Source organism: Pseudoalteromonas sp. M58, assembly GCF_042604605.1.
Classification (GTDB): Bacteria; Pseudomonadota; Gammaproteobacteria; order Enterobacterales; family Alteromonadaceae; genus Pseudoalteromonas; species Pseudoalteromonas tetraodonis.
In genome coordinates, this window is the sequence record NZ_CP152390.1 from 1,829,031 (window position 1) to 1,855,228 (window position 26,198).

The 26,198-nt window shown below is 39.8% G+C and carries 27 protein-coding genes; 14 read left to right on the plus strand and 13 right to left on the minus strand.

The genetic code is table 11. The features are described from left to right. Window positions 1–6: 6 nt before the first annotated feature. From AAGD16_RS08420 to AAGD16_RS08430, 3 genes are all read right to left on the minus strand, one after another. A complete protein-coding gene (locus AAGD16_RS08420; RefSeq protein WP_377111231.1) occupies window positions 7–2,277 on the minus strand; it encodes a TonB-dependent receptor in 2,271 nt (756 codons plus the stop codon). 87 nt (window positions 2,278–2,364) lie between these two features. Next, entirely contained in the window at window positions 2,365–4,614 is a 2,250-nt protein-coding gene (locus tag AAGD16_RS08425; RefSeq protein ID WP_377111233.1) for an NAD(P)-binding protein, read from the minus strand. A gap of 20 nt (window positions 4,615–4,634) precedes the next feature. Continuing rightward, window positions 4,635–5,570: an acetoacetate decarboxylase gene (locus AAGD16_RS08430; RefSeq protein ID WP_377111235.1), complete on the minus strand. Its 936-nt coding sequence runs from the start codon at window positions 5,568–5,570 to the stop codon at window positions 4,635–4,637. A 413-nt stretch (window positions 5,571–5,983) separates the two neighbouring features. On the opposite strand from AAGD16_RS08430, the gene AAGD16_RS08435 reads away from it, so the two are divergent. Both AAGD16_RS08435 and AAGD16_RS08440 read left to right on the plus strand, forming a co-directional pair. Further along, on the plus strand, window positions 5,984–6,151 hold the full coding sequence (locus AAGD16_RS08435; protein ID WP_007375427.1) for a hypothetical protein: 168 nt from the start codon (window positions 5,984–5,986) through the stop codon (window positions 6,149–6,151). Between the two features lie 122 nt (window positions 6,152–6,273). Continuing rightward, complete coding sequence (locus tag AAGD16_RS08440; protein WP_036954547.1) at window positions 6,274–7,107, plus strand: transporter substrate-binding domain-containing protein; 834 nt, start codon at window positions 6,274–6,276, stop codon at window positions 7,105–7,107. Between the two features lie 50 nt (window positions 7,108–7,157). Here AAGD16_RS08440 and AAGD16_RS08445 read toward each other — a convergent pair whose 3' ends face one another. The 5 genes from AAGD16_RS08445 to AAGD16_RS08465 form a co-directional block, all read right to left on the minus strand. Next, window positions 7,158–7,739, minus strand: a complete 582-nt coding sequence (locus AAGD16_RS08445; protein WP_028835143.1) for a YceI family protein — start codon at window positions 7,737–7,739, stop codon at window positions 7,158–7,160. Between the two features lies 1 nt (window position 7,740). Then, window positions 7,741–8,292 carry a cytochrome b gene (locus AAGD16_RS08450; RefSeq protein ID WP_024603087.1) on the minus strand — a complete coding sequence of 184 codons (552 nt, stop codon included), beginning with the start codon at window positions 8,290–8,292 and terminating at the stop codon, window positions 7,741–7,743. Window positions 8,293–8,439: 147 nt separating this feature from the next. After that, window positions 8,440–9,282, minus strand: coding sequence for a ScpA family protein (locus tag AAGD16_RS08455; protein WP_036954544.1), 843 nt, complete (start codon window positions 9,280–9,282; stop codon window positions 8,440–8,442). Between the two features lie 2 nt (window positions 9,283–9,284). After that, on the minus strand, window positions 9,285–9,905 hold the full coding sequence (locus tag AAGD16_RS08460) for an L-threonylcarbamoyladenylate synthase (RefSeq protein ID WP_013465078.1): 621 nt from the start codon (window positions 9,903–9,905) through the stop codon (window positions 9,285–9,287). Beyond that, window positions 9,902–10,756 carry a PHP domain-containing protein gene (locus AAGD16_RS08465; protein WP_013465079.1) on the minus strand — a complete coding sequence of 285 codons (855 nt, stop codon included), beginning with the start codon at window positions 10,754–10,756 and terminating at the stop codon, window positions 9,902–9,904. The genes AAGD16_RS08460 and AAGD16_RS08465 overlap by 4 nt, the downstream gene beginning before the upstream one ends. 445 nt (window positions 10,757–11,201) lie before the next feature. Here AAGD16_RS08465 and AAGD16_RS08470 point away from each other — a divergent pair, with 445 nt between their 5' ends. The 6 genes from AAGD16_RS08470 to trpA are packed head-to-tail and all read left to right on the plus strand — an operon-like array spanning window position 11,202 to window position 17,789. Continuing rightward, window positions 11,202–12,770: an anthranilate synthase component 1 gene (locus AAGD16_RS08470; RefSeq protein ID WP_377111239.1), complete on the plus strand. Its 1,569-nt coding sequence runs from the start codon at window positions 11,202–11,204 to the stop codon at window positions 12,768–12,770. A gap of 1 nt (window position 12,771) precedes the next feature. Next, a complete protein-coding gene (locus tag AAGD16_RS08475) occupies window positions 12,772–13,374 on the plus strand; it encodes an aminodeoxychorismate/anthranilate synthase component II (protein ID WP_013465081.1) in 603 nt (200 codons plus the stop codon). Window positions 13,375–13,384: 10 nt separating this feature from the next. Continuing rightward, window positions 13,385–14,422, plus strand: coding sequence for an anthranilate phosphoribosyltransferase (trpD, locus tag AAGD16_RS08480; protein ID WP_033103348.1), 1,038 nt, complete (start codon window positions 13,385–13,387; stop codon window positions 14,420–14,422). Further along, window positions 14,415–15,779 carry a bifunctional indole-3-glycerol-phosphate synthase TrpC/phosphoribosylanthranilate isomerase TrpF gene (gene trpCF / locus AAGD16_RS08485; RefSeq protein WP_377111242.1) on the plus strand — a complete coding sequence of 455 codons (1,365 nt, stop codon included), beginning with the start codon at window positions 14,415–14,417 and terminating at the stop codon, window positions 15,777–15,779. Before trpD ends, trpCF begins: the two co-directional genes overlap by 8 nt. Before the next feature lie 7 nt (window positions 15,780–15,786). Further along, a complete protein-coding gene (trpB, locus tag AAGD16_RS08490) occupies window positions 15,787–16,971 on the plus strand; it encodes a tryptophan synthase subunit beta (protein WP_033103492.1) in 1,185 nt (394 codons plus the stop codon). Continuing rightward, window positions 16,968–17,789 (plus strand): tryptophan synthase subunit alpha, encoded by an 822-nt coding sequence (trpA, locus tag AAGD16_RS08495; RefSeq protein ID WP_090492418.1) that lies wholly within the window; start codon window positions 16,968–16,970, stop codon window positions 17,787–17,789. Before trpB ends, trpA begins: the two co-directional genes overlap by 4 nt. Before the next feature lie 73 nt (window positions 17,790–17,862). On the opposite strand, the gene AAGD16_RS08500 is transcribed toward trpA, so the two are convergent. Continuing rightward, the gene (locus AAGD16_RS08500) at window positions 17,863–18,441 is read right to left on the minus strand and encodes a type 1 glutamine amidotransferase domain-containing protein (protein WP_377111244.1); all 579 of its coding nucleotides are present in this window, start codon (window positions 18,439–18,441) and stop codon (window positions 17,863–17,865) included. Window positions 18,442–18,663: 222 nt separating this feature from the next. Next, window positions 18,664–18,933, minus strand: coding sequence for an HU family DNA-binding protein (locus AAGD16_RS08505; protein ID WP_058154739.1), 270 nt, complete (start codon window positions 18,931–18,933; stop codon window positions 18,664–18,666). Between the two features lie 231 nt (window positions 18,934–19,164). Between AAGD16_RS08505 and AAGD16_RS08510 the strand changes: the two genes are divergently transcribed. Continuing rightward, a complete protein-coding gene (locus tag AAGD16_RS08510; protein WP_024603097.1) occupies window positions 19,165–19,806 on the plus strand; it encodes a CPBP family intramembrane glutamic endopeptidase in 642 nt (213 codons plus the stop codon). A 53-nt stretch (window positions 19,807–19,859) separates the two neighbouring features. Here AAGD16_RS08510 and AAGD16_RS08515 read toward each other — a convergent pair whose 3' ends face one another. Beyond that, window positions 19,860–21,284, minus strand: a complete 1,425-nt coding sequence (locus AAGD16_RS08515; protein ID WP_013465088.1) for a sodium-dependent transporter — start codon at window positions 21,282–21,284, stop codon at window positions 19,860–19,862. A 188-nt stretch (window positions 21,285–21,472) separates the two neighbouring features. On the opposite strand from AAGD16_RS08515, the gene AAGD16_RS08520 reads away from it, so the two are divergent. The 5 genes from AAGD16_RS08520 to AAGD16_RS08540 all read left to right on the plus strand — a co-directional run bounded on the left by AAGD16_RS08520 (window position 21,473) and on the right by AAGD16_RS08540 (window position 24,608). Further along, the gene (locus AAGD16_RS08520; protein WP_016900387.1) at window positions 21,473–21,775 is read left to right on the plus strand and encodes a YciI family protein; all 303 of its coding nucleotides are present in this window, start codon (window positions 21,473–21,475) and stop codon (window positions 21,773–21,775) included. Between the two features lie 163 nt (window positions 21,776–21,938). Beyond that, complete coding sequence (locus AAGD16_RS08525) at window positions 21,939–22,199, plus strand: PepSY domain-containing protein (RefSeq protein WP_377111248.1); 261 nt, start codon at window positions 21,939–21,941, stop codon at window positions 22,197–22,199. 3 nt (window positions 22,200–22,202) lie between these two features. Further along, window positions 22,203–22,877 carry a response regulator transcription factor gene (locus tag AAGD16_RS08530; protein WP_008109187.1) on the plus strand — a complete coding sequence of 225 codons (675 nt, stop codon included), beginning with the start codon at window positions 22,203–22,205 and terminating at the stop codon, window positions 22,875–22,877. Continuing rightward, window positions 22,871–24,208, plus strand: a complete 1,338-nt coding sequence (locus AAGD16_RS08535) for an ATP-binding protein (protein ID WP_028835133.1) — start codon at window positions 22,871–22,873, stop codon at window positions 24,206–24,208. Before AAGD16_RS08530 ends, AAGD16_RS08535 begins: the two co-directional genes overlap by 7 nt. Continuing rightward, complete coding sequence (locus AAGD16_RS08540) at window positions 24,195–24,608, plus strand: hypothetical protein (RefSeq protein WP_377111251.1); 414 nt, start codon at window positions 24,195–24,197, stop codon at window positions 24,606–24,608. Before AAGD16_RS08535 ends, AAGD16_RS08540 begins: the two co-directional genes overlap by 14 nt. A gap of 119 nt (window positions 24,609–24,727) precedes the next feature. Here AAGD16_RS08540 and AAGD16_RS08545 read toward each other — a convergent pair whose 3' ends face one another. After that, on the minus strand, window positions 24,728–25,078 hold the full coding sequence (locus AAGD16_RS08545; protein ID WP_377111253.1) for a VOC family protein: 351 nt from the start codon (window positions 25,076–25,078) through the stop codon (window positions 24,728–24,730). Window positions 25,079–25,346: 268 nt separating this feature from the next. After that, on the minus strand, window positions 25,347–26,135 hold the full coding sequence (locus tag AAGD16_RS08550) for a hypothetical protein (RefSeq protein WP_377111255.1): 789 nt from the start codon (window positions 26,133–26,135) through the stop codon (window positions 25,347–25,349). Window positions 26,136–26,198: the final 63 nt, after the last annotated feature.

The window sequence follows — 26,198 nt, forward strand, 5'->3', positions numbered from 1 at the left end:
CTTAAATTAAAACTGATAACTAATATCCAAGCCAAAACGCCGGTCTTCACCCTTAAAATCTTCAAGCATGCCAAGAAAAGAACTTAAATCAAATTTTAAGTGACTGTATTGAGTACCAAACAGGTTTTTACCCCAAATGGCAACCCCCCAGTTATCGTGTTGATAGTGTATATTGGCGTTAAAAATACTATAGCTGTCTTGCATCGCATAGGGGTTTTGATTCTGATCAAAATAGTAATCGGATTGATAATCAACTAATAATTGAGTAGTTAGTGGGTGATTAGCCACCTCAAAAGTGTATTCAATACCCGCACTGAGATTCCATTTTGAGGTAAACGGCAAACGATTATCAGTTAACGCATTCCCTAGTGGATCAACATATTCTTCAAACTCTGCATGAGGTATATAACCCATAGCAAACTTAACATTCAAATTATCGGTCAGCCAATACTCAAGATCAGCTTCTAAGCCGTAAATAATGGAGTCAGCCACATTTTCTAATAATTGAATTGGCGGGCTCTGCTCAGATGTTGAAGGCTGATTCATAAAGACTTGTTGATCATTATAATCATAATAAAATGCAGCCCAGTTAAATCGAATACCCTGCTGTGGCCACCAGGACTTTGATCCGATTTCATGTGAGTTTAACCGCTCTTTTTGATAGTCAGCGAGTTGGGCCTGTTCAACCGATGATAAAAAGCCACCGTTATAGCCTCCGCTTTTGGCGCCATTAGCAAAACGATAATAGGCGTAAGTTGAATCATCGACTTTAAAGTTCACTCCTAACTGCCCAGAAATGCCATTATCTGACTGCTCTCCTTGAACACGATAAAATGGAACCTTAACCCCCGTTAAATCGTTAGCATCTAAAATAACATTAAGCTGTGACACTGAGTCGTAGTCTAACGATTCATAAGAGTAACGAAGCCCTGCAGTGATCAGCCAATCTTGGTTTAATTGATAATCGAGTTGCGTAAACGCAGCCATACTCTTTGTGTTTATTTTATTATTATAAAAAAAAGTAGCGGTTAAATCTGTCGCTAAAATTCCCCGATAGTCCCGTAAAATATCATTTACATTATCTTGAACAATAGACTCATCAGCATAATATATTCCCGTCGTTAAAAAATGCTCACCCAACTGAGATTGCAATCGCAATTCTTGCGTCACCAAATCAGTATTTAACCCTAAGTTGCCCTCACATAACTGTGCGGGAGAGCCATCACAATTAAAAGCATGGTCCCGTTTTAATTTGTTATAACTGCTTAAAAAAACAAGCTCATTGTGTGTGTCTAATTGCCAATTAGCATGGGCGCTAATGCCCTTACCATCTGTTTTATGAGGCGAATTATTATTTACGCTGACTGTATAAAAATCATCACTGGCATCATTAAAGCCAAAATTATCAAAACAATTGGTTGAACCCGCTTGTGCTGGCGAGCATCGCTCTCCTGTTAGTGGATTAGCAATAATTCCAATACTGCCAACCGGCTGTACTATGCCATCCCAATCGGCAATATGCCCTTTTATCAATAGCTGTACCGTGTCAAAATCAGCTAAAAAGGAAATTCGGCCATTCGTTTGACGCATGCCAGCCTTCGGTGAGTCAGCAAAAATATTGTTAGTGGAATAATCATAATCTTGATGATTAAGCGCTATACGAACGGCAGTGTTTTCACTAATTGCTGAATTAAACATAGCATCAACACTGGTCGCGTTGTTATTAGCAATACCAGCACTTAAGTATCCGCTTTGTTCAAACTCAGGGCGTTTAGAGCGGATTAAAATAGCGCCCCCAGTAGAGTTACGACCAAATAAAGTGCCTTGAGGACCACGCAAAATATCAATTTGTTCAATATCAAATAAATTAACAATTTGGTTACTTGCAGAGCCAACAGCAATGTCATCAACATACATCGCCACAGGGGATGTATTCGCCGTATTGTAATCAACTAGCCCTACACCACGAATGTTAACCGCTGGCGGTGTGCCTTCCGCTGCGTTTTGACTAATTTTTAGATTAGGAGCAAATACAGACAACTCTGTCGAATCTTTAACGTGTTGTACTTGAAGATCATTACCTTTAATGGTGCTTACAGAAATGCCAACTTCTTCAATTTTTTGCGCTCTTTTTTGCGCATAAACTTCTATGATTTCCATATTACGCGCATTCGCACTTTCATCATCTACAAGTACTTTCGCCTGCAGTGGCAGTAAAAAGCCTGGTAAGCATATCAACCCTATTTTCTTATTGAGAAGCTTGCCTTTATTTTTCATTTCTTGTGACCTTTACGCTAGACAAATGTAAACAGCATGTTTAATTATATACTAATCAATCGATAATACGGTTATATGAATAATATTTTAATGTTTGAGGGCTGCAAATGCATCTTCGCCACTAATGTGTTGTGGGTAACCCACCATTGCTCTTGCTGTTTGCATACCAGCCATGACAGCCGCTTCAACACAACCGACATTAACGCCTGTTTTTATCCAGTCACCGGTAATAAAAAGATTGGTAAATTGTGTTTCATCAGTTGCCAGACGATATTGACTTGAGCCCGCAACTGACAAAACATAGCGCTCACTGGGATCCACATTTACTCGCCAATATTGAGCATTTAATCGTTCATCCCCTGATAACTGAGAGCCATGCAAAACAGACCAGTCAAATTGATTATTTTGATACGCTATTGGCCAAATAGCCTGTATGTTATTTTCTAGCATACCTTTAAGATTAGCTTTTACTTGCGATTTTGCTTGAAAAACAAATTGATGTTCACTTTGTGGCGGGTAATAGTCACAAGGAAAAACACTGCAAAAGTAAGCAATGTTTTTAGGAGAACAATCGATAGGCCATTGCTCTTTGTCGATTAAATTCATCATCGCAGCCCATGTATCAAATGGTTCGCTAAAGCCACTGAGAATGGGGCCTTCTTTGCTAGGTGGCCTATATTGCCAACCTAATTGCTCGTCAGTCTTACTAAGCCACAATTGGACTGCCTGCGTTGCCACCGTTTTAACTTGCTTTGCTTGAGCTGCAAAATTTGTATCCAATGCAAGTAAAGAAGGACATACATGTTCAAGTGAGGCAACAGATACGCCAAGAATAATCCTGTCAAAGTCATCTTTGTAGCGTAATTTTTTTATTGGTAGGGGCTGCCCAAAATGATTTTCATATTGAGCAGGCCAGTTAGACCAAAAAGATTCTAAATTAATATTATGCTGTTTTAATAGTGCGGCTTGTTCACTATTAATTTGCGCATAAAGCGGCTCACTTGGCCAACAAGGTAGTTTTTTCACATCAACAAGTGGTTGATATTCAGCGCCTGATTTCAAAGTAACTTGTTGCTGTAACTTAATTACCTCAACAAAACGTTCACCCTGCTCATTTAGGCTGGGTTCCAGGTTTTGCAATTGATGGAAATATTCAAACTTAACCCCTCTTTTTTTTAGTAGCTCATACAGTGGAGCAAAAATGACATCGCCCATCCCCGCTTGCATTTTCCACATAACCCCTCCGCGATAACACAGCGCAATACGTAACATAGCTAGTGATGCAACACCGGCTTCAACATTAGGCTTACTGATATCTCCATCAGCGTAAGCAAATACTAAATCATAAAATCCCCGTATTGGCGCAGAGTTAGCACTGTACTGCTCATTTGCCCCATTTCTTATCAGCCACTGTCTAAAATCAAATTTGTTTATGACCCCAAACCCATCTCGATATACTTTGTCTTTGACCAGGCCAACCAACATTGCAATAGCAAGGTCTGCACAAATATATAATCGTCTAAGCTGCGCATTATTGTCTAATAACTCAATCATTTCGCTATTTAGCCAACGCTTTAGTTTTCTAACTATATACCAAATGACAAGGCCATCTTTTTTCTCTTGTACTTGGGGTTTTAATGTATTGTCAGCGTGAGCAAACTGATTTAATTTACTTATTAATAAGCTGGGAGTAGAGGCTATTTCACTCGAGTATTGTTTTATATCATCAGCAAAGTGTTGCCAAGTTTCCTCTGTATCATCAACCAAGTCCGCTATTTGTTGATGTAAATGGCGTAATAAAGACTGATCACGAGATTTTTTTGTGCTCAAATTTATATTTTTATTGGCTTTTGTTGCGGCTAATTGTAAATCCAGTATCCACTTTTTTAGCCAAGCTAGGGTCATTTTAATAAAGTCCCATGGCGTAATATCCAAACTACCCTCCGCAGGATTTCCAGGTAATAAGGGGAAATCTATTGGCCATGTTTGCCATTGATCATTAATATATTCTTCTAGTGCTATAAAACTATGCGGCTTTAATGCTTGCTGCCATGTAGATAAAGGTGAATCGACTGGGCGTTGTAACTGAGTGTAAACCGTTTCTATTGTTTTAAAGCTATTTACATAAGCACCAAACCATACATGCAAGCCATGCTCTTCAATACGCTGCCCACGAGCCGCATTACGGCCACTTGCGCCTTTACCACCTAAACGCCAACCTTGTTGGTATACAGTAATAGTTCGATGCTGTTGCCAATCACGCTGCTCGGTTAAATACAGTGCAGCAGTCATAGCCGATACACCGCCACCAATTATCACAATTTTTTCTTGGTTCATGGTAAATCCTTCTAAGTAATTTAAATCTTAGTTGCGGCTAACTGGTCAAAATCCATTTGAACATAAAATGGTAAATGCAGCGCTTGACTACCTAACTTCAGACCAAACATATCGGCAAGGGGGAAACTATCTAATTTATTAAGATGTAACGTAAACTCAGGTTTCAGAAATTTAAAGCGATGTATTTTTTTAATCATAGAGGGTGAGTGCATTACGCTTTGGTATACCGCTGAATCACTACTGCCATCGGGAAATTGCTTAAACAATATTTGATCCATTTGTGGATTAACAAACCCACTCAATAGCTGCTTTAATAATGACAAATCAATGCCTAAATGTTTACGAGAAAACAAATTTGCTACTTGCTCGGCAAAATCATCTAGGACAGAGAAAAAGTCATTTTCGTGCCCCTGAGAGTTTATTGTAATTGTAAATAACTCATGCATTTGCAGCTTTGATTCAGGCGAAAAATGATCAAAGCATTCTAAAGATAGTGAAAAATTCGAAAGCTCAGTTACACACTCGGGCATAATGTAATCACATAAATATTTATTATAGCCCCACGTTTCGCGACCATTTATGAGTGCATAAATGTTATTAACGCAGATAAATGCTGGATACCAATATAAGTAGCTTATATCCTCATTTTCAACTTTAGCGACAGGCAACCAGATGATAATATCTGTTTCTTGCATCCAACCATGCTGATCGAAAGGCGGTGTCATTGAGGCTATTTTTTCAATATCTGTAAATGTAATAAGCGCAAACTCGCCAAGTATTTTAAAACGAATATTCCCTTTAACGCCTACGTTTAGCGTTGAATCAATATATCTTTGTGATTTAGCTAATTCTATCTCAGCAAAAAAACCATACATATTCGCATTGTGCATACGACAAGGCGGCTTTGCTATTGGATTAGATAAAAAATGTTGATATGGCGTAGATAGTGAGCTCATTTGACCCCCTCAGTTAAAAACTGAGTATAGTCAGATATATTAGGGTCTGTTGACCTTTGCGAATTAATATTTATGGCTATATGTGAATTCCACTCGATTCAAAGTATTTTAATAAATTGCTTGCAAAGTAAAATGTTGTGAAGTAGTATCGATTCTTGGCTATAAAAAGCCCTAGCGGTTAACCTCTTTACCCTGATCCAGTAAGCCCCGCAAAACGTATATTCAAAAGCTAAGTTATTGTACGGCGAGAACCCCTATTAATACCTTGATGATTTATTTTTAATATCATCGTAAAAGTGTCATAAAGATCGTCAACACTGTAATGAAGCTAAACACAATTAGATTATTTATCATCTGTAATGTGCTTTAAGAAAAAGCCCAGAATAAATAACAAAAATAAAGTGAGTTTTATTATGTCATACAAATATAACGGATCTATGATCCAAATAGCACATCCAGTGCAATCAATTTCGGTTAACAAACATCGTGTAATCTTTAGCGATACACAAGGTTTGAAAAATGCATTGTTTCAAAAAGCAAGTGATGCACGTCAATTTGTAAAGTGGCTCAAAGCCAGCTAATTATCATTGATAAGTTAAACACTTATAAATAAATCTAAATGCCAGCGTAAAGCTGGCATTTTACTTTTTGGTGTATTATTGACTACACTTAAATCCTTGTTTATTTATTCGTTGTAGTGCAAATGCGGTTTTCGTGGTTAATACTGTTAGTCTGTGTATTTTTAAGCACAAAGTGTAATGCCAGAACAATAAAATGGTTAACACATGATTTTGCGCCCTACTACATTATAAGCGGGCCGAACAAATCCCAAGGTCGTGACGAAAGTATTATTTCGCTTTTAGAACAGCAGCTGCCGCATATTACCTTTGAAAGAGTGATCATCCCCTCAGGTAAAGTGATTCAGGAACTCGCAAACCTGCAGTCTAATGCCTGTGCTTTGTCGCTCTATAAGAATAAATACCGCGAAGAGCGTGTTTATTTCACACATCAAAGCTCTACAGCAGGGCTTTCGCCATCAATTGCCATGCATACCAAGTTAAGCAGTGCGCTAGAGATTGAAGACGCTAAACCAGTGTCATTAACCAATTTATTAGTTAATAAAAAGCTTACCTTAGGTGTATCTATGAATCGCTCCTATGGCAGTGAAATTGATAAAATAATCAACACCACACCCGGTATAAATCTGGTCATTCGACCAACTCGCGATACCCTCAGTACGTTAACATATATGCTTAACCTTAAAAGAATTGATATTTTATTAGGTTACCCAAGTGAACATTATTATTTAGCAAAAACAATGGGCTTTACTGATAATTTAACCCAGCGGATGCTCACTGAAGCACCAGAAATAAGTTACGGTTACATTGGCTGTACTAAAAACGAGCAAGGTGCAGAAGATATTGCTACGCTTAATCAACAACTCAAACTGATTAAGCAGACTGAAGACTATAAACAGATATTAACTCGGTGGTTGCCAAGTCATTTAAAACCCAAATTAGAAGCACATTTACAATAATAAAAAGCTAAGCGTGTTACTAATTAGCGCTTAGCTTTTTTAAAATAGTCTTACTGGCGAATACCTTCAATAAATAAACCAATATCAACATGGGTAGATGCTGGGCCTAAGTTATAGTCAATACCGTAGTCGGCCAGTTTTAAGCTAGTTTCTCCTTCAAAACCAACACGGTAACCACCCCATGGATCTTGACCTTCACCAATTTTATCTATTTCAAAGGTAATTGTCTTCGTAACACCGTGTAGAGTAAAGTCACCGGTTACAGTGGCTTCTTCACCGTCTTCGTCAAACTTAATCGCTGTACTCTTAAAGCTTGCCTGTGGGTATTTGCTTACGTTTAAAAAGTCACTACCACGTAAGTGTTTATCACGTTCTGCGTGATTTGAATCTAGGCTTGCCGTATCAATATTTACACTAATTTGAGACGCATTTGGATTTTTAGCATCGTAGTTAAATTTGCCATCAAAGGTATTAAAACGACCGTGCAGCCAGCTGTAGCCTAAATGTTTAATCTTAAAGTTTACAAAAGCATGCGCACCTTTTGTGTCAATAACATAATCTGCGGCATTCGCAGTGGTCGCTGTCATAAACATCGCTGCTGATAACGCTGAAGTTAAAAATAATTTTTTCATTTTAATCATCCTTTTGTAATGTGATCATTCTAATTAATGTTTTATCTTTATCGATAAAGTGATGTTTTAGCGCACCTAACACATGCAATACTACAAATCCAATTAATAAGCATGCGCTATAGAAATGGATTTGCCCGGCTATATCAGCCTGAGAATCAAACGCAAAGTCGATAGCTTTTACATAAAAAAAGCCAAATACTTCTATGGGTCGTCCATCAGCCGTCGAAATTAAATACCCTGACACCATAATGATCAGTAAAAACAGATACATTAAAATATGTGCTGTTTGGGCTAATTGATTTAACTGCTTGTTACTGCCAATCGGACTTGGTTTAACACTAAAGTGTCGCCATAACAGCCTAAAAACAAAAACCGCTGCTAAGCTAAGGCCAATGCTTTTGTGTAGGTCTAATGATCCTTTATACCAACTATCATAATAAGTCAGCTCAACCATATATAAACCTAAACCAAACAGACCAAACACGGTCAGCGCCATTAGCCAGTGTAAAAATATAGCCACCACGCCATAGCTGGTTTTTGAGTTTTTAAACATTCCCTACTGCCAATCTCTTATTTAGTAATAACACTACGATATAATGATTAAGTGGTGATTAAAATAGCATATGCAAACACTCATCGTGCGTATACGCACAGTAAAATGTATAAGGTTAATATAATTGCAAATGACGTTGAGAAGGGATTAGCTAGCAGCTGACTCGTTAAGAGACACGTATATTTGGCTATCAGGTTCAACCTGTAAGCAGGCAATCAGGCCCTCTTTTATTAGTTCTAACATAGCGATAAAACTAACAACAACCCCACTGCGTCCCTCTTCAAAGGTAAATAATTGAGTAAACGCAACAGGCGCTTTTGATTGGGATAAGGTATTTAAAATCAAGCTCATGCGCTCACGCGTTGAAAGGGTTTCAGCGCTAATTAAATGATGCTCGAATGTTTTTGCACGCGCCATGACATCGCTTAGCGCTAACAATAAATCTTTGACTGCCAGTTCAGGTAATGGCTGGTTTTTTTCTGCTAGTTCCGGCACGCTTGCCTGCGCTATAAAGATATCGCGGCCAACACGAGGTAGGCTGTCTATATTTTCGGCCGCTTTTTTAAATTGTTCGTACTCTTGTAGACGTTTTATAAGTTCGGCGCGGGGATCGTCTTCTTCTTCTAACTCTTCATGAACAGGCAGTAACAGCCTAGATTTAATTTGGGCCAGCAATGCCGCCATTACTAAATATTCACCCGCGAGTTCTAGCTGGAACTCGCTCATCATTTCAACATATTTAACATACTGCTCAGTAATGCTAAAAATAGACAACTCAAGAACATCTAACTTATGCTTTTTAATTAAATAAAGCAGCAGATCCAAGGGCCCTTCAAAGGTTTCTAAAATAACTTCAAGGGCATCAGGCGGGATATATAAATCTTCGGGTTTATCAACAACGGCTTTACCATGTAAAAATGCCAGAGGCAGCTTTTGCTGCACTGGCATATCAGGTGTTGGCGTTGATGATAGCGTCTCAGACTGTTTCATTGTTATTCAAATGGCGTCGTATCACCGCAACCAACACGAAGAATTTGAATATCATCTTCTGATAAATCAATCACTGTGGTCGCCTGCTCAGGTAAATACCCACCATGAATAATTAAATCCACATGTTTATCAAGGCGCTCTAAAATGTCATCGGGATCAGCTTGAGTAAACTCTTCGCCCGGTAAAATAAGTGAGCACGACATTAAGGGCTCACCCAGCTCAGCTAATAAAGCACACGCTATTGGGTGCTCTATAACACGTATGCCTATGGTTTTTTTCTTGTCGTTTAATAACCGCTTAGGCACTTCTTTTGTACCTTTAAAAATAAATGTGTAAGGCCCTGGGGTATTATTTTTAATAAGCCTAAACATTTGGTTATCAACACGTGCATAAGTAGACAGCTCAGATAAATCACGGCATACCAAAGTAAAATTGTGATGTTTTTCAATGCCACGAATACGTTCAATGCGCTCTTTAGCTTGCTTATTACCTAAATTACAGCCTATCGCATATCCTGAATCTGTAGGATACACAACTACGCCGCCTTGTTTAATAATATCAACAGCTTGAGAAATTAATCTAGGCTGTGGATTATCTGGATGTATATGAAATAATTGACTCATAATGCAACTCCTTCGTGCTTTTCCCATGTTTGCCAAACCCCTTGGCAATCTTTAGGTAAGTATAAATTTTTTCCAAGTTCTAAATAGCTAGTCGGAAAATGAAAATCAGAGCCTTGTGAGCAAAGTAGCTCGTATTCTTGGCTCAATAGCCCTAAAAACTGACGTTCACTTGGCGCCTGCTGCGGCTGAGCAACTTCCATTGCATCTCCGCCTACTGATTTAAATTCCACTAACAATTTACGTAGCCACTTGTTCGACATTTTATAGCTACTTGGGTGCGCTAAAACGGCCACCCCACCTGCGGCATGAATCGCCGCAATAGCTGTTTGCATATCACACCAATTACTTGGCACGTAACCGGTTTTACCTCGCCCTAAATACTTTTTAAATACCCCAGGAAAGTTTTTAGCTACACCACGCTCAATCAATGCTCTGGCAAAGTGAGCGCGAGTAATTTGTGCATTTTCGGCCAGCTCGCGAGCTTGTTGGTAAATACCATCGAATCCGTTTTTATTTAGTCGATGGCCAATCTCTATTGCGCGAGTTTCACGTTTTTGCTGCTGCTCGCTCAGTAATGTATGCAAGGTACTATCGTTGGTATCAATATTTAGTCCAACAATATGAATTTCAAAACTTTCCCACTTGGTTGATATTTCAACCCCATTAATAAGTCTAAGCGGCAAGTTTTCACGTTTGATAAAAGCCTGTGCAGGTTCAATAGCAGCCACCGTATCGTGATCGGTAATAGCAAATACATCAATATTTTTATCGACTGCTCGCGCTAATAATTCCTCAACGGTTAAGTGGCCGTCTGAGTGCGTGGTGTGACTATGTAGGTCGTATTTTATCAAATGAAAACTACTTAAATTTAGGGTTTAACGGTGTTTCACCCAGTATAACAAGTTTTTTAACTAAATTGTTTTAAATAAACACTTGACACAAAAGCAGTTGATACGTTTTACTGTAGCCACTTTTAGACATTAAAGAATTAACAACAATGAAAAATACAATTCACAACATCATTTGGTGGTGGCACTCTTAAAATCAAGGGTGATGAATTGTCGTGTCTAAACAAAAAATTCTAACCCGCTACCATGCGGGTTTTTTTATCACTAAATTTTGCAATACAAGATTAACAGGAATTAAAAACATGAATAACGTAAATACTCTTACACATCATTGGTGGTGGCGCCTGGCATAGCGGGACGGTAATGGTCTATCTATAATTTAGACATCGTTATTCAAACCCCGCACTGCTTAGCATTGCGGGGTTTTATTTTTTTTAGGGGATGAGGTTTGATTTTTAGTCATATAACAACAACACCAGGTGAAGTGATCAGCATAACGCAAGTACGAGACTACATAAGTAGCCCACTTGCATTGTATGCCGCACTTGATAAACCTAACTCACTATTACTTGAATCTGCAGAGATAGATTCTAAAGATAGCGTAAAAAGCTTAATACTCGTTGATTGTGCACTGCGTATTGTCTGCCAAGGCAATCAAGTGAGCGTAACAGCACAATCAAATAATGGTCAGCAGTTACTCAGTTATTTACAAGCTAATGTAAAAAACTGCGCATCACAGTTATCCGATACCACATTAACACTGGAGTATCACCCAGTAGATGACACCATTGACCAAGCCAGTAAGCTGATTGCAGATAACGCTTTTAGTGCATTACGCAGCTGTTTAAATAGCATTAAAAGTACCACCAACAATCCATTCTCGGTGTTTTTAGGCGGCGTATTTGCCTACGACATGGTGGCTAATTTTGAACAACTCACCGATGTACCCGACGGGGAAAACACCTGTCCAGACTATGTTTTTTATTTAGCAGAAACACTGGTTGTTATTGATCATCAAAAACAAACAACGGAATTAATTGGTAACGTATTTAATGGCCCTGATGTACATGCAAACTGCTTTGAAGTAGGCAAACAATTAGAGCGTTTGAATACATTATGCGACCATGCTGCTGACTTTAACGCACCAAGCCAAACTGGCGACTGCCCAGTGAGTGTTGATATTAGTGATGAGCAATACTGCCAGCAAGTAATTAAGCTCAAGCAACACATAGTCGATGGCGATATTTTTCAAGTGGTGCCCTCTCGTACCTTCTCATTACCCTGTCCTGACTCTTTACATGCCTACAGTCAGCTAAAAAAACAAAACCCTAGTCCGTACATGTTTTATATGCGCGATGAAGATTTCTCATTATTTGGCGCATCTCCTGAGTCCGCGCTTAAATACGAAGTTCAATCTCAACAGGTCGAGGTTTATCCGATTGCCGGCACACGCCCTCGCGGCAAATTTGCTAATGGACAAATCAGCCCTGATTTAGATAGCCGTATTGAGCTTGAGCTTAGAAACGATCAAAAAGAACGTGCAGAGCATTTAATGCTGGTTGATTTAGCGCGTAATGATGTGGCCCGCATTAGCGTGCCTGGTACGCGCCATGCCAAAGAGCTATTAAAAGTAGACCGTTACTCACAAGTAATGCACTTAGTGTCGCGCGTGGTGGGTAAATTAAAACCCGAACTAGATGCCCTACATGCTTATCAAGCCTGTATGAACATGGGCACATTAGTGGGCGCGCCAAAGGTAAGAGCTGCAGAGCTTGTGCGCCAAACCGAAGGAAAACGCCGCGGCAGTTATGGCGGCGCAGTTGGCTATTTAACTGGTGATGGTGCAATGGACAGCTGTATTGTTATTCGTGCAGCCTTTGTTAAAAATAATATTGCTTATGTGCAAGCTGGCGCTGGGGTTGTATTTGATTCAGACCCAATGTCAGAGGCTAACGAAACTCGCGCTAAAGCACAGGCGGTGATCACCGCAATTAAATCGACATATAAGGCAGTATAAAATGAGTGAAGCACACCCTATTAAAATTTACTTTTTAGATAACTTTGACTCATTTAGCTATAACCTTGTTGATGAACTAACAATGCTAGGTGCTGAGTTAGTTGTTTACAGAAATAACATTAGCGCTGAAGTAATATTCAACAAAATGCAGGCAGAGCATAAGCAGGTATTACTGGTTTTATCGCCAGGCCCAGGGGCACCGAGTGATGCGGGCTGCCTAATGGAATTAATTAGCCTGTGCAAAGGTAAATTCCCGATGCTGGGCATTTGTTTAGGCCAACAAGCACTAACACAAAGTTACGGCGGAGTAATCGGTCATGCTGGTGAAACCGTACATGGTAAATCATCAATAATTGAGTTAGACGATCACCCGGTGTTTAACGGAATGGGTAGCACTATGCCAGTGGCGCGTTATCACTCATTAATGGCCACAAAAGTGCCTGATAACTTAGCGGTTATTGCAAAGTATCAAGATATTCCAATGGCTATTTATCATCATCAAGACACTGCGCTGGGTTATCAATTCCACCCAGAATCTATTTTAACGCCCAATGGCGCTATGCTGCTGCAGCAAAGCGTTGCCTATTTAACGCGTGCCAAATAAAGGGAACATTATGACTACACAATTACAAAACTCGCTTAATGTTCAACAGGCTATTGAGCACGTTATTGCCAAGCAATCATTGAGCTATGCACAAGCAAAAACACTTTTTGATCAAATAATGCAAGGGAATATGAGCGATATTGAGCTCTCTGCACTGTTAATTAGCCTTAAAATGAAAGGTGAAATAAGCGATGAAATCGCCGGTGCCGCGGCCTCAATGCGTGAAAACGCCGTGGCATTTACAACCATTAAAACTCAACTTGCCGATAGCTGTGGTACCGGTGGCGATGGTTCAAACACTATCAATATCAGTACAACCGCGGCAATTGTGGCAGCCGCTGCCGGTGTTAATATGGTAAAACATGGCAATCGCAGTGTATCGAGTAACTCAGGGTCTGCTGATTTACTCAAAGCCTTGGGGATCAATATTGATATGACTCCCACACAAGCGGCTAAATGCCTTGAACATACAAATTTTACCTTTTTATTTGCACCGCACTATCACAGCGGCGTGCGCCATGCGATGAACGTACGAACCACTTTAAAAACCCGTACTATTTTTAATATTCTTGGGCCGCTAGCTAATCCTGCTGCCCCAGATGTTCAATTGCTGGGGGTATACGATGAATCCTTGTGCCTACCTATGGCGCAAACTCTTCATACTCTGGGCACTAAACGCGCTATGATAGTTCACGGCTCTGGCACCGACGAAATCGCCTTGCATGGCCCAACACAGGTTGTTGAGCTGGATAACGGCAAAATCACCCAATACACACTCAACCCTAGTGATTTTGACCTTGCAAACTATTCACTTGAACAATTAGCCGGTGAAGGCCCACAATACAATGCAAACGCCAGCCTTGCCATTTTACAGGGCAAAGGTAGCGAGGCACATAACGCCGCTATTATTGTTAACGTTGCTGCATTGCTGTACTTAACTGGCCAAGCACAATCGTTAAAACAAGGTGCACAAATAACACACTCATTATTACGTTCAGGCAAGGCCATGGACACACTAAATGCAATTATTGAGGTAAGTCATGGCTAATGTATTAGACAAAATTATTGCCGATAAAAAAATAGAACTCATTGAACGCAAAGCAGCGCGCCCACTTGAGAGCTTTAAGCATCAAGCTAAACCCACCACACGTAGCTTTTATCAAGCGTTAGCGGCACCTGGCACGCAGTTTATTTTAGAGTGCAAAAAGGCATCGCCTTCTAAAGGGTTAATTCGTCAGCCGTTTGATTTAACAGAAATCACCCAAGCGTATAAGCAGTATGCCACTTGTATGAGTGTATTAACTGACGAAAAGTACTTTCAGGGTAGCTTTGATTACCTTGCGTTTGTGCGCAGCCAAGTAGAGCAGCCACTTATTTGTAAAGACTTTTTTATTGATGAATACCAAGTTTACATGGCACGTATTTATGGTGGTGACGCTATTTTACTGATGCTATCAGTGCTTGACGATGAGCAGTATAAAACGCTTCATGCAGTCGCCGATTCGTTAAATATGTCGGTACTAACTGAGGTGAGTAACGAAGAAGAGGTGCATCGTGCACTGGCACTCAATGCACAAATAATTGGGATTAATAATCGTGACTTGCGCGATTTAAGCACCGACTTAGCCACAACCGAGCGACTACGTAAGCTTATTCCTAACGATAAAGTGGTTATTTCAGAGTCAGGTATTTATACCCATCAAGATGTAAAGCGTTTAGCGCCTTTATGTAATGGATTCTTAATTGGCAGCTCATTAATGGCTGAGGCTGATTTATTACAAGCGTGCCGCCGTGTAATCCTAGGCGAAAACAAGGTTTGTGGATTAACCCGTAATCAAGATGCCATTGCGGCTTACGACAACGGTGCCCTTTATGGCGGATTAATTTTTTATCCAAAATCACCGCGCTTTGTCGATTTAGATTGCGCCAAAGAAATCAGCCAAAGTGCCCCTTTAAAATTTGTTGGGGTGTTTGTTAATGCCGCCATAGCAGAGGTTGCTGAGCACGCTAAACAACTAAAACTGTCTGCTGTTCAATTACATGGCCAAGAAGATGAACATTACATTGCATCGTTACGTAATGAACTACCACGTCATTGTGAAATATGGAAAGCACAGGCCATCAAAGATGCTTTGCCTCAACCGATTATAGGAGCCGATCGCCATTTATACGACACTCACAGTGATTCACAGGCTGGCGGCACAGGCAAAACATTTGATTGGTCGGTACTTCGCGATGCCACGACCCCATTTATGCTTGCTGGCGGCTTAAACCCAGACAATATTAGCGATGCACTTTTTCAAGGTGCTCTTGGGCTTGATTTAAATTCAGGTGTAGAAGAGTCTCCAGGTAAAAAGTGTGCAAACAAACTACATCATGCTTTTACAAGTATCAGAAATTATTGAGGTTAAAATGCAAAATCCAGCTTATTTTGGCGAGTTTGGCGGTATGTTTGTACCCGAACTGCTTGTCCCTGCGCTTAAGCAGTTAGAAAACGAATTTAATAAAGCACAAAAAGATCCTGAATTTCAGGCAGAGCTAAGTAAATTACTTAACGAGTATGCGGGTCGTCCTACCCCGCTTACTTTAACGCGTAACTTAGTTAAAAACCCAAAAGTAAAACTGTATTTAAAGCGTGAAGATTTACTCCACGGTGGTGCGCACAAAACAAACCAAGTTTTAGGCCAAGCACTGCTTACCAAACGTATGGGTAAAAAAGAAGTGATTGCTGAAACAGGCGCCGGCCAACATGGTGTAGCCACTGCACTTGCCTGTGCATTGCTTGGCTTAAAATGCCGTATTTACATGGGTGCAAAAGATGTTGAACGCCAACAGCCAAATGTATTTAGAATGAAGCTAATGGGCGCTGAAGTTATTCCGGTAACCGCAGGCTCGGGTACATTAAAAGATGCGGTTAACGAGGCACTGCGTGATTGGTCTGCCAATTATCAAGAGGCTCATTACCTTTTAGGTACTGCAGCGGGTCCTCACCCATTCCCGACTATTGTACGTGAATATCAAAAAATTATTGGTGAAGAAGCAAAACAACAAGTACTTAAAGCCGAAGGCCGTTTGCCTGATGCGGTTATTGCATGTGTAGGCGGTGGGTCTAACGCAATTGGTATGTTTACCGATTTTATTGATGAGCCAAGCGTTAAACTCATTGGTGTTGAACCTGCAGGTAAAGGGTTAGACACGCACGAGCATGGCGCAACCATCTGTAAAGGAACAAAAGGTATTTTGCACGGTACTTACACTTATATTATGCAAAATACAGATGGCCAAATTGAAGAGTCTTACTCTGTATCGGCGGGACTAGATTACCCCGCAGTTGGCCCTCAACATGCCTTTTTGCACGAAACTGGCCGTGCTCAATATGTCGGTATTACCGACACCAAAGCACTTGATGCTTTTCAAGCATTGGCTAAACACGAAGGGATTATTCCTGCGCTTGAATCAAGTCATGCGCTAGCCTATGCCCTAGATTATGCAGAAGAGCAAACGCAAGACAGTATCATTGTTATTAATTTAAGTGGTCGTGGAGACAAAGACTTAGCCCACGTACACAAGGTATTATCAGAGGAAGGTCAACTATGAGCCACGTAAAAACTGACCGTTATGGAAAAATGTTTGCCGCGCTTAAAGAGCAAAACCAGGGTGCTTTTGTTCCGTTTGTAACCATTGGCGATCCAGGTAAAGCGCAAAGCATCGAAATTATTAAAAGCTTAATTGATGGCGGCGCTGACGGGCTTGAATTAGGTATTCCGTTTTCCGACCCGATTGCCGATGGCCCTGTCATTCAAAAAGCCAATATTCGTGCCTTAAACGTGCATATTAATACGCAAGACTGCTTTGATATTATTAAAGAGATCCGTGAATATAACGCCGACATTCCAATTGGTTTGTTATTGTATTCAAACTTAATATTTAAACGTGGCTTAGAAAAGTTTTACACCGATGCAAAAGCAGTGGGTGTTGACTCTATTTTAGTGGCTGATGTGCCATTACATGAGTCTAAAATGTTTAGAAAAGCCGCCATGGCCAATGGTATAGACCCGATTTTTATCGCTACACCGAACGCCAGTGACGATACCTTGCGTGAATGTGCATCATACGGCCGTGGCTACACCTACTTGCTTTCTCGTGCTGGGGTAACAGGTACAGACACCAAAGCACAAATGCCAGCAACCCATGTGGTTACGCGCTTACAAGAGTACCACAGTGCACCTGCATTATTAGGCTTTGGTATTTCAACGCCTGAAGATGTAAAAGCGGCACTTAAAGCCGGTGCTGCGGGGGCTATTTCGGGCTCTGCTGTGGTAAAAATTATTGAAGCAAACTTAGATGATTTAGATGCGATGACCTCGCAGCTAAAAACATTTGTAAGCGATATGAAAGCCGCTACTGCGCTTTAATAGCGAGCTGTGTTTTATCATTATCAATAAAAAAGGGCATGTAATATGCCCTTTTCTATTTAAAAGCCCAGAGCTAGTGCGCTTGGTGCTTACCTTCGAGTATTTCTTCAATAAATTTTGCATTAAATGCATCTAAATCTGCAGGGCTGCGGCTAGTGACTAAGCCGTTATCAACACACACTTCTTGATCTACCCAATGAGCTCCGGCGTTAATTAAATCGCTTTTAATACTAGGGAAAGAAGTCACTTTTTTATCTCTGAGCTTATTAATTTCAGCTAATAACCAAGGTGCATGACATATAGCGGCCACGGGTTTGTTTTTCTTAGTTCCAAAAAAGCCATCAACAAACGCTTTGGCATCTGTATTTTGACGTAAGCTATCGGGATTAAACAAACCACCCGGCAATAAAAGTGCATCGTAGTCAGCGGCATTGGCATCGGCAGCTAATTTATCAACGGTTACTTTTTCACCCCAATTATCTTTATTCCAACCAGTGATCTGCCCTTCTTTAATAGACACCACCTCTATATCGGCGCCCGCCTCTAGTAATGCGCTTTGCGGCGAAAGTAGCTCGCTTTGTTCAAATCCATCGGTGGCTAAAATAGCAATTTTTTTACCTTGTAAACGGGTGCTGCTATGTAAATTACTCATTAAATACTCCTTATCTTATTTTTTGATACACAGAGAGGTTTGCATATCACATACCAAAAATAACATACTGATAATATTGGCGTTTTATTTAAAGAGATGAGAGTGCTATGTAAATTATTTACAGTGGTTGCAGATACTACACAGCCATTTTTTAAAAATAAAAATAGCCTGCAAGGTACATGCTTTGTTTGAATAACAAAACTCCCTTACAGGCATTGACAATTAAAGGCTGTCTTTTAACGCTTTGGCTGGCTTAAATACGGCTTTATTAGCCCCTTCTATTTCTATTGCTTCGCCTGTTTGTGGATTACGACCCGTACGGGCTGGGTAATAACTTAATGCAAAAGTGCCAAAACCAGATATTTGTACCTGATCGCCTTCAGACAATGATTTGGTAATCACCTTTTGTAAGCTGGTTAACGCTAATTGCGCCTCTTTTTTTGTTAACTCGCTCGTGTGTGCCATGGCTGTAACAAGTTCTGCCTTATTCATTTTTTGCTCCTAAATACACGCGCTGGCTTTAGCCAACTAGCGTGGCAATACAATGATGTAAAAATAAAAGCAGGCAGGCTAAGGGTTGCAAGGGGGTAAGTCAACCTTAACCGAGGGCTAAGGGCCTTAGTGAAACTCATTGGGTTTAAATATAATCAGCTTGGCTGTTTTATAGTCATAAAGATGACTTAATCGCTTGCTAAGGTGAAATAAAAATCAACGTGAGCAAACGTGAACGCTAATCAATACCGCTGGTTTGAATTTACCTTTATTTTTATCATACTGCCTTTAATTGGCTTTAATATTCGCCAGTATTTATCTAACTGGCTTATTCCAGCACTGATCATTTTAATGAGTGTGTGCTGTATGCTGCTACTAAACGACATTCACTTTAAGCGCTTTAGATTAACCAGTATGGGGCAGTTTTCTGCTGTGAAGCGCCGTATGTTTAGCTTTTTCTTTATTGGCGCATTATTTTCAGGGGTGTTTTATAACCTACTCTACCAAGGACACTGGTTTACTTTACCGCGTGAAAACCTCACCGATTGGCTGATGCTATTGCTGCTCTACCCTTTATTGTCGGTGATCCCGCAAGAGTTAATATTTAGAACGTATTTTTTTCATCGCTATAAGCGCATTATGCCCAGTAAATGGTTGCGCATTATTATTAGCGCCAGTGTATTTGCATTGGCACATATTATTTACGCCAATTGGATAGCTGTTAGTTTAGCGTTTGTCGGTGGCTTGCTGTTTGCCTATACCTACGCACAAAGTCGCTCAACTTTTGCCTGTGTTATTGAGCACAGCTTATGGGGCATTTGGATGTTTACATTGGGGATTGGTGACTACTTAGATTCGGGTGCACTGAATTAACTAACCGCAACAAAAAGCCGCGATAAGCGCGGCTTTATTAAATTAAGTTTTAATTAAAAACCAAAAATACTGATATTAAAAAACTTGGTCGCAACGGTGTTTACAAAAATAAGCAGTAAAATCGCTGGGATAAATGTTTGTAGTGAAAAGTTAACGTACTTTTCCATAAAGCTATTCGCATAATTAGGCGAACCTTGTCTTAGCTCTTCACTTAAACGAACCTTCTTCCATTTATACATTACAAACAAACACACCATTAAACCATTGAGTGGTAAAATAGTGTCGTAGAACACGTCATATACAATATCAAAAAAGCTCTTGTTACCACTGCCGTAGCTAGTAAAGGTTGTTAGGCTGTCAATCATACCAAACGACATAATACACATAATGGTTAACACACCGGTTGATAAGGTAAGTATTCCTAGCGCTTTTTTACGGCTAATGCCTTTACGGTCGCTGAGTGTGGCAGTCGGCACTTCTACAATTGATACCAACGATGTAATTGCGGCAAAAAATACCAGCAAGAAGAAAATAAACGCCACGGCTGATGCGCCAAAGTAGCCAATATCGTGTTGTAACGCTAATAAGATTTTTGGTAAGTACACAAAAATCATTGAAACTGACGAGTCAGACAACTTTGTCGGATCGGTATTTGGGTCAAAGCTAAAAATAGCCGGTAACACCATTAAGCCTGCAACAAAGGCAACTAATGAGTCGGTAATGGCAACCATTTTCGCACTGCCCACAATGTCATCTTTTTTAGAAATGTAAGAGGCATACGTAATTAAAATACCCATACCTAACGACAATGAGAAAAACGCTTGGCTCAATGCGCCATTAAGAACACTGGCATTCATTTTACTAAAATCAGGAATAATATAGTACTTCACACCCGCCATTGCGTTATCAAGGGTGAGTACGTAACCCACTAATATAATAAGCATGACAAATAACGCCGGCATCAAAAATTTAGCCGCTTTTTCTATGCCATCTTTTACGCCACCGACCAATATTAAGTTAACAATCACCACAACCAGTGCCATGTAGCCAAACACCGTGTAGCTGTTAATAAACTCATCAAAGTGCCCAGGGTTTGCCAACTTATCCAAATTACCAAATGCGGTTTGGCTTAAGTAACCAAAAATCCACACCGTGATCACCATGTAAAAAACGGCAATCATAAATGGCGTTAACACGGCTAAAAAGCCAGCAAACTTCCATTTTTTATCGTTATTGGCTAACGCCTTGTATGCACCAAGAGGATCTTTTTGTGCGTGGCGACCCATAGCCATTTCGGCCATCATGACGGGTAAACAAATGAATGCGACGAACAAAGCATAGACGAGCAAAAATGCACCACCGCCATTCTTAGTCGCAGAAACTGGAAAGCCTACTAAGTTACCAATGCCCACAGCAGAACCCGCCGCTGCTAATATAAATCCTAAGCGGGAGCTAAAGTGCTCTCTATTTTCACTCATGTAATAACCTTGTTATTATTTATCTTATCCAAGGGACTCTACCAGTGTTACACAACGCTTTTCAAGCAATTACCGCGTAAAAAAACATTCTTGCTGTAAACATCGCCATAAACACTTTTAATTCACCATTTATCAACGCTATGCTAGTATGCAGTTAATTAAATTTAACAAGTTTTGAGAGTATTTTTATGTTGTATATGATTTATTCAACGGACGTCCAGAACAGCTTAGAGCACAGAAAAGCCGCTCGCCCTGCTCATTTAGCACGTTTACAAACGCTAGAAAACGAAGGTCGACTATTAACAGCCGGCCCCCTTCCAGCGGTTGATAGTGAAGACCCTCAAGATGCGGGCTTTACTGGCTCTTTAGTGATTGCTGAATTTAACTCTTTAGAAGATGCCAGAGAATGGGCCGCAGATGATCCTTATGTTGCGGGTGGCGTATATGAAAACTCAATCGTTAAACCATTCAAAAAAGTGTTCCCTGCTTAACATTAACGTGAGTTCCCCTGTTTAACTGCAACCAGTAATTCAGGGTTTGTTCACTCATTTTTAATTAGACTTTGTCTTATAAAAATTTAAATACCCAATAGAGTAATTAAATTTTAGTGGCTTAGTTTTTTAGGCTAAGCAGGTATGTTCTAGGAGTTTCGTAATGCGTGTATTATTAATACTCAATTTAATTGCTGTTTTTTGTTTGGCTAATGTTGCCCATGCAAATAATACTAACAGCACACCCGATAAAATTGAGATAAGCAAAAAGAAAGCAGTAATACTTGCAAAACAAACCACAGACGGTACAACATTAAAAATTTCAGAAGAAACACAATTTTATACAGTACGAATTTTAAAAGCTGACGGCCACGTCGTCGATTTGAAGATAAACAAAAAAACTGGCGAAGTGAAAAAGGATTAACCAATGCGAATTTTAGTAATAGAAGATGATTTACATTTGGCAGATAATCTGCGCAATGCATTAGAAAAAGAGCGTTACAGTGTTGATTTATGTCACGATGGCGAAGCGGGCCTTTTTCATATAACAGAATACCCTTTAGACATGGCAGTGGTTGATTTAGGCCTGCCTAAAATAGATGGCATAGAGCTTATAAACAAAGCCCGCGCCCAAGGGATCACTATCCCTATTTTAATTTTAACGGCGCGCGATCGCTGGCAAGACAAAGTTGAAGGCCTCGATGCGGGCGCTGACGACTACCTAACCAAGCCATTTCATGTTGAAGAACTCATTGCTCGCTGTAATGCGCTTATTCGTCGAAGTGCAGGTAAAGCAAACCCAGAAATGACAGCCGGCCCTATTAAAATTCATACGCGTTCACAACAAGTGTGGGTAAACGACAAAGAGCTAAGCTTAACCGCATACGAATATAAAGTACTTGAATACTTAATGGTTAACCCGCAAAAAGTAATTTCAAAGTCTGAGTTAACAGAACATATTTATGACCAAGATTTCGATCTTGATTCAAACGTCATTGAAGTGTTTGTATTGCGTTTACGTAAAAAGCTCGACCCTGACGGTGTGCTTAACCCAGTAGAAACACTACGTGGGCGTGGTTACAGGCTTAAAAGCCAGTGGTAGCACCGCAAATTTCGTTAAAAATAAGGCAAGGATTTATCCTTGTCTTTGTTTTATTAGTCGCCTTACCTATTTTGTTTTACTCCATAGGTAAGGCGTATTACGCGTCACTTGTTGATGCCACCGAAAAAAACCTCGAAGCGCACCTATATTCACTCATCTCCGAGGTTGATTTTACCGAGCGCGGTATTATCATGCCCAGCTCTATCTTAACGCCCGAACTTAATAACCTAAACTCAGACACCTACGCCATGATTTACCGTGACGATGTGCCTATTTGGCATTCTGAGTCGGCGGTTAACGTTAACTTTGTTCCCCAATATATAGAGCCCAAAGCCGGTGCTGCAGACTTTAGACGCGTGGTTTATAACAACACCGCCTATTGGCAGTTAAGCTTAACGGTCATTCTTAATAATATTGACCAATCAGAGCAAGCACGATTTATTTTATTAAAACGCAACGATGCCCTACTGCGTTTAATGGACGGGTTTAAACAAACCTTAGTCGATTGGATGTTTATAATGGGGATTGCTATAGCAGGGTTAATGGCTATTGGTTTTATTTGGAGTGCAAGGCCGCTGCAGCGCCTAGATAAAGAAATAAAAGCTATTGAATCAGGCGATATTCAAGAAATTAAAGGCTTATACCCCGTTGAACTACAAACAATAAAAGCCGACCTCAACCTATTATTAGAGTCGCAGCAACGCCAAAAAGAGCGCTACCGCGCCTCACTCAGTGATTTAGCACATGCACTTAAAACGCCGTTAGCTGTATTAAAATCAAGCCCACTGGCCAACGATGCCGACGCACAAGAACAACTCGACAGAATTAATGTGATGATCGAGCACCAATTAAAACGTGCTGCTACTGGGGCTTCCGATACATGGAAAAAGCAAACCCCCATCAAACCGGTTATCGACTCTATTTTAAGTGCAATGGGTAAAGTTTATCGCGATAAAGACATCATATTTAATTGCAAAGTGAGTGATAAAGATTACTTTTTAGGCGATAAAACCGATTTAATGGAGTTATTAGGTAACTTAATAGATAATGCCTGCAAAGCCTGTCGCTCCCAAGTCAGTATTGACGTTTCACAAGCTAAAACGCTCAGCATTAGTATTTGTGATGACGGCCCGGGTATTCAACCAGATAAACGCGAGTCATTGCTTCAACGCGGTACGCGCCTTGATACTTACGAGAGTGGCCATGGTGTTGGCATGGCGATTGTATCTGACTTAGTGAAGTCGTATCACGGGTTGTTAACTATTTCTCAGTCGCAACGTTTGGGCGGCGCAAAATTTATTCTCGAGTTTAATTACCATGAAAAAAAGTAAGTATATCCTTTGTTTCACTCTAGCCCTATTATTTGCTTGGGCTGTTCCAAGCGTTGCAGCGCCGCTTGAATGCACACTTGAAAAGAACGCCCTACCCGAACAAATCAAAGCATATACACAATGTTTAGATGCCAAATTAAATAGAGTACAGCAAGAACAAGATAGCTGGATCCAAAAGCGTACCTTTGAACTATCTGCATTAGAAAGCGAAACTGGCAACACCCAAATTTTGTCATTATTCAAGCTAAGCATTAACGCTAAAGACAACTACATTCAAAGAAGCTGCCAATGGCGCTACATGCTAAAACAACCTAATGCACAACAAGCCGTTGTTACCTACAAAGAATGTGAAATAGCCATGACCGAGCAGTTTATTCAGCAGCTTAAAACGTCTCTTTAATTAGCTCATAGGTAAGCGATTTATGTTGTGGCTTGGTAATTAAGTGAATAGTTTATTGGTGTTTTGGGAAGTGCAGCCTTAAAGACTGCATTTTTGTAGTTATATAGTTTGAAATGTGATTACTCTGACCATACCGCAAATTCATTTCCATTAGGGTCGCTAAAGTGAAATCGTCTACCACCGGGAAATGAAAATGTAGGCTTAATTATTTTGCCTCCTGCTTTTTCAATTTTATTTTGAGTCGCTTCAAGGTCATTACTGTATAACACAATTAACGGGCTTCCGTTTTTAGTAGAAACAACTAAATCAGATTTAAAGAAACCACCATCAACCCCTTGCGCGGTAAAACTACAATATTCTGGGCCATAATCTACAAATGACCAGCCAAACACCGTACTGAAGAAAGCCTTTGTAACTGCAATATTTTGTGCAGGAATTTCAATATAGTTAATTTTATTATTTTGAGTCATTGTAGTTTTTACCCTTATTATCACTTATATTATTTGTGGCTTGTGCTAGCAATAAATAAAGATAGCAGTAATGCTCGACTGTACTTAAACCAGAACAAATCTCAGTGTTATTAGATATCATATTTTTGATAGGGTTTTAAATATATTTTGGGTAAATGCAGTCCTAAGACTTCATTTTATTTTTTCATTCCAGCTATATTATTATAATAATCGCGTCATTATTTAAATTACGACAACAAAACAGAGATTCATATCAAATTTGAAATATTTACCACTGCCCATTGTGGCAGCCTTTTTGATTACAATACACAAAGTTGCCTGTTGTTTTTTCATCAACTAATGTCCAATTTGCTGTAATTTTAACGTCGTTTTTGACATATGTTACCTCTGCAGAGCAATTTGGGTACTCAGTAAATGTTGTACTTGATATATCGGTGCCGCCTAGGCTTCGCCCTTGATAATATTCAGTTCCATCATCACTTCTAGACCAAGATACCTCGGCTTTAGAACCATCCTCGTTAAACAATGTCATATTACCATTCCAGTAATTTGGAAGTTCAGATGAGAGAAGCAGCTTTATTCTTTTAGCACCAGTTTCAGCATTGGTTACGTATTGTGTCATTGTATATTGGGTATCACTTTTCCATTCAGTTTCCATACTAATAAGCCGCCCTCCATGAATATTCCTTTCATAATTACACTTATTATTAATTGCATATTCCTCATTGCACAACGCTAATTGTAAAACAGGAAAAACCGTTTGCATTGAAGCAGCAATAATGCCCATGGACGCAAACGAATATGGCATAATTTCTTTAACAGGAACGCTCTTCATCTTTTGTCTAAACCCTTCATCATAAGCAGTAAATGAATTCAGACCGACAAAAATGTCTACTCTTTCTTCTCCTCTTTGTAGTCGGCTTTTTTTATCTTTTTCACTCTCAACACTAACACAAGATTTGCTAATATTCTGATTCTGTAGTGATGTTGCATAGCTATTAAATGTAACTAAGATCAGGCTAAAGCCTAGCGCTGTTTTAAACTGTTTCATTGTCATTTAATTAATTCCTTTTAAATATTTAATTCACAGGCAAGGGCAAGCCATAATAATGTACAAAAA

Coding starts and splice junctions, on each gene's coding strand:
- AAGD16_RS08420 (WP_377111231.1), bottom strand. CDS start 2,277: ATGAAAAATAAAGGCAAGCTTCTCAATAAGAAAATAGGGTTGATATGC.
- AAGD16_RS08425 (WP_377111233.1), bottom strand. CDS start 4,614: ATGAACCAAGAAAAAATTGTGATAATTGGTGGCGGTGTATCGGCTATG.
- AAGD16_RS08430 (WP_377111235.1), bottom strand. CDS start 5,570: ATGAGCTCACTATCTACGCCATATCAACATTTTTTATCTAATCCAATA.
- AAGD16_RS08435 (WP_007375427.1), top strand. CDS start 5,984: ATGTCATACAAATATAACGGATCTATGATCCAAATAGCACATCCAGTG.
- AAGD16_RS08440 (WP_036954547.1), top strand. CDS start 6,274: ATGCGGTTTTCGTGGTTAATACTGTTAGTCTGTGTATTTTTAAGCACA.
- AAGD16_RS08445 (WP_028835143.1), bottom strand. CDS start 7,739: ATGAAAAAATTATTTTTAACTTCAGCGTTATCAGCAGCGATGTTTATG.
- AAGD16_RS08450 (WP_024603087.1), bottom strand. CDS start 8,292: ATGTTTAAAAACTCAAAAACCAGCTATGGCGTGGTGGCTATATTTTTA.
- AAGD16_RS08455 (WP_036954544.1), bottom strand. CDS start 9,282: ATGAAACAGTCTGAGACGCTATCATCAACGCCAACACCTGATATGCCA.
- AAGD16_RS08460 (WP_013465078.1), bottom strand. CDS start 9,905: ATGAGTCAATTATTTCATATACATCCAGATAATCCACAGCCTAGATTA.
- AAGD16_RS08475 (WP_013465081.1), top strand. CDS start 12,772: ATGAGTGAAGCACACCCTATTAAAATTTACTTTTTAGATAACTTTGAC.
- trpD (WP_033103348.1), top strand. CDS start 13,385: ATGACTACACAATTACAAAACTCGCTTAATGTTCAACAGGCTATTGAG.
- trpCF (WP_377111242.1), top strand. CDS start 14,415: ATGGCTAATGTATTAGACAAAATTATTGCCGATAAAAAAATAGAACTC.
- trpB (WP_033103492.1), top strand. CDS start 15,787: ATGCAAAATCCAGCTTATTTTGGCGAGTTTGGCGGTATGTTTGTACCC.
- trpA (WP_090492418.1), top strand. CDS start 16,968: ATGAGCCACGTAAAAACTGACCGTTATGGAAAAATGTTTGCCGCGCTT.
- AAGD16_RS08500 (WP_377111244.1), bottom strand. CDS start 18,441: ATGAGTAATTTACATAGCAGCACCCGTTTACAAGGTAAAAAAATTGCT.
- AAGD16_RS08505 (WP_058154739.1), bottom strand. CDS start 18,933: ATGAATAAGGCAGAACTTGTTACAGCCATGGCACACACGAGCGAGTTA.
- AAGD16_RS08515 (WP_013465088.1), bottom strand. CDS start 21,284: ATGAGTGAAAATAGAGAGCACTTTAGCTCCCGCTTAGGATTTATATTA.
- AAGD16_RS08520 (WP_016900387.1), top strand. CDS start 21,473: ATGTTGTATATGATTTATTCAACGGACGTCCAGAACAGCTTAGAGCAC.
- AAGD16_RS08525 (WP_377111248.1), top strand. CDS start 21,939: ATGCGTGTATTATTAATACTCAATTTAATTGCTGTTTTTTGTTTGGCT.
- AAGD16_RS08530 (WP_008109187.1), top strand. CDS start 22,203: ATGCGAATTTTAGTAATAGAAGATGATTTACATTTGGCAGATAATCTG.
- AAGD16_RS08540 (WP_377111251.1), top strand. CDS start 24,195: ATGAAAAAAAGTAAGTATATCCTTTGTTTCACTCTAGCCCTATTATTT.
- AAGD16_RS08545 (WP_377111253.1), bottom strand. CDS start 25,078: ATGACTCAAAATAATAAAATTAACTATATTGAAATTCCTGCACAAAAT.
- AAGD16_RS08550 (WP_377111255.1), bottom strand. CDS start 26,135: ATGACAATGAAACAGTTTAAAACAGCGCTAGGCTTTAGCCTGATCTTA.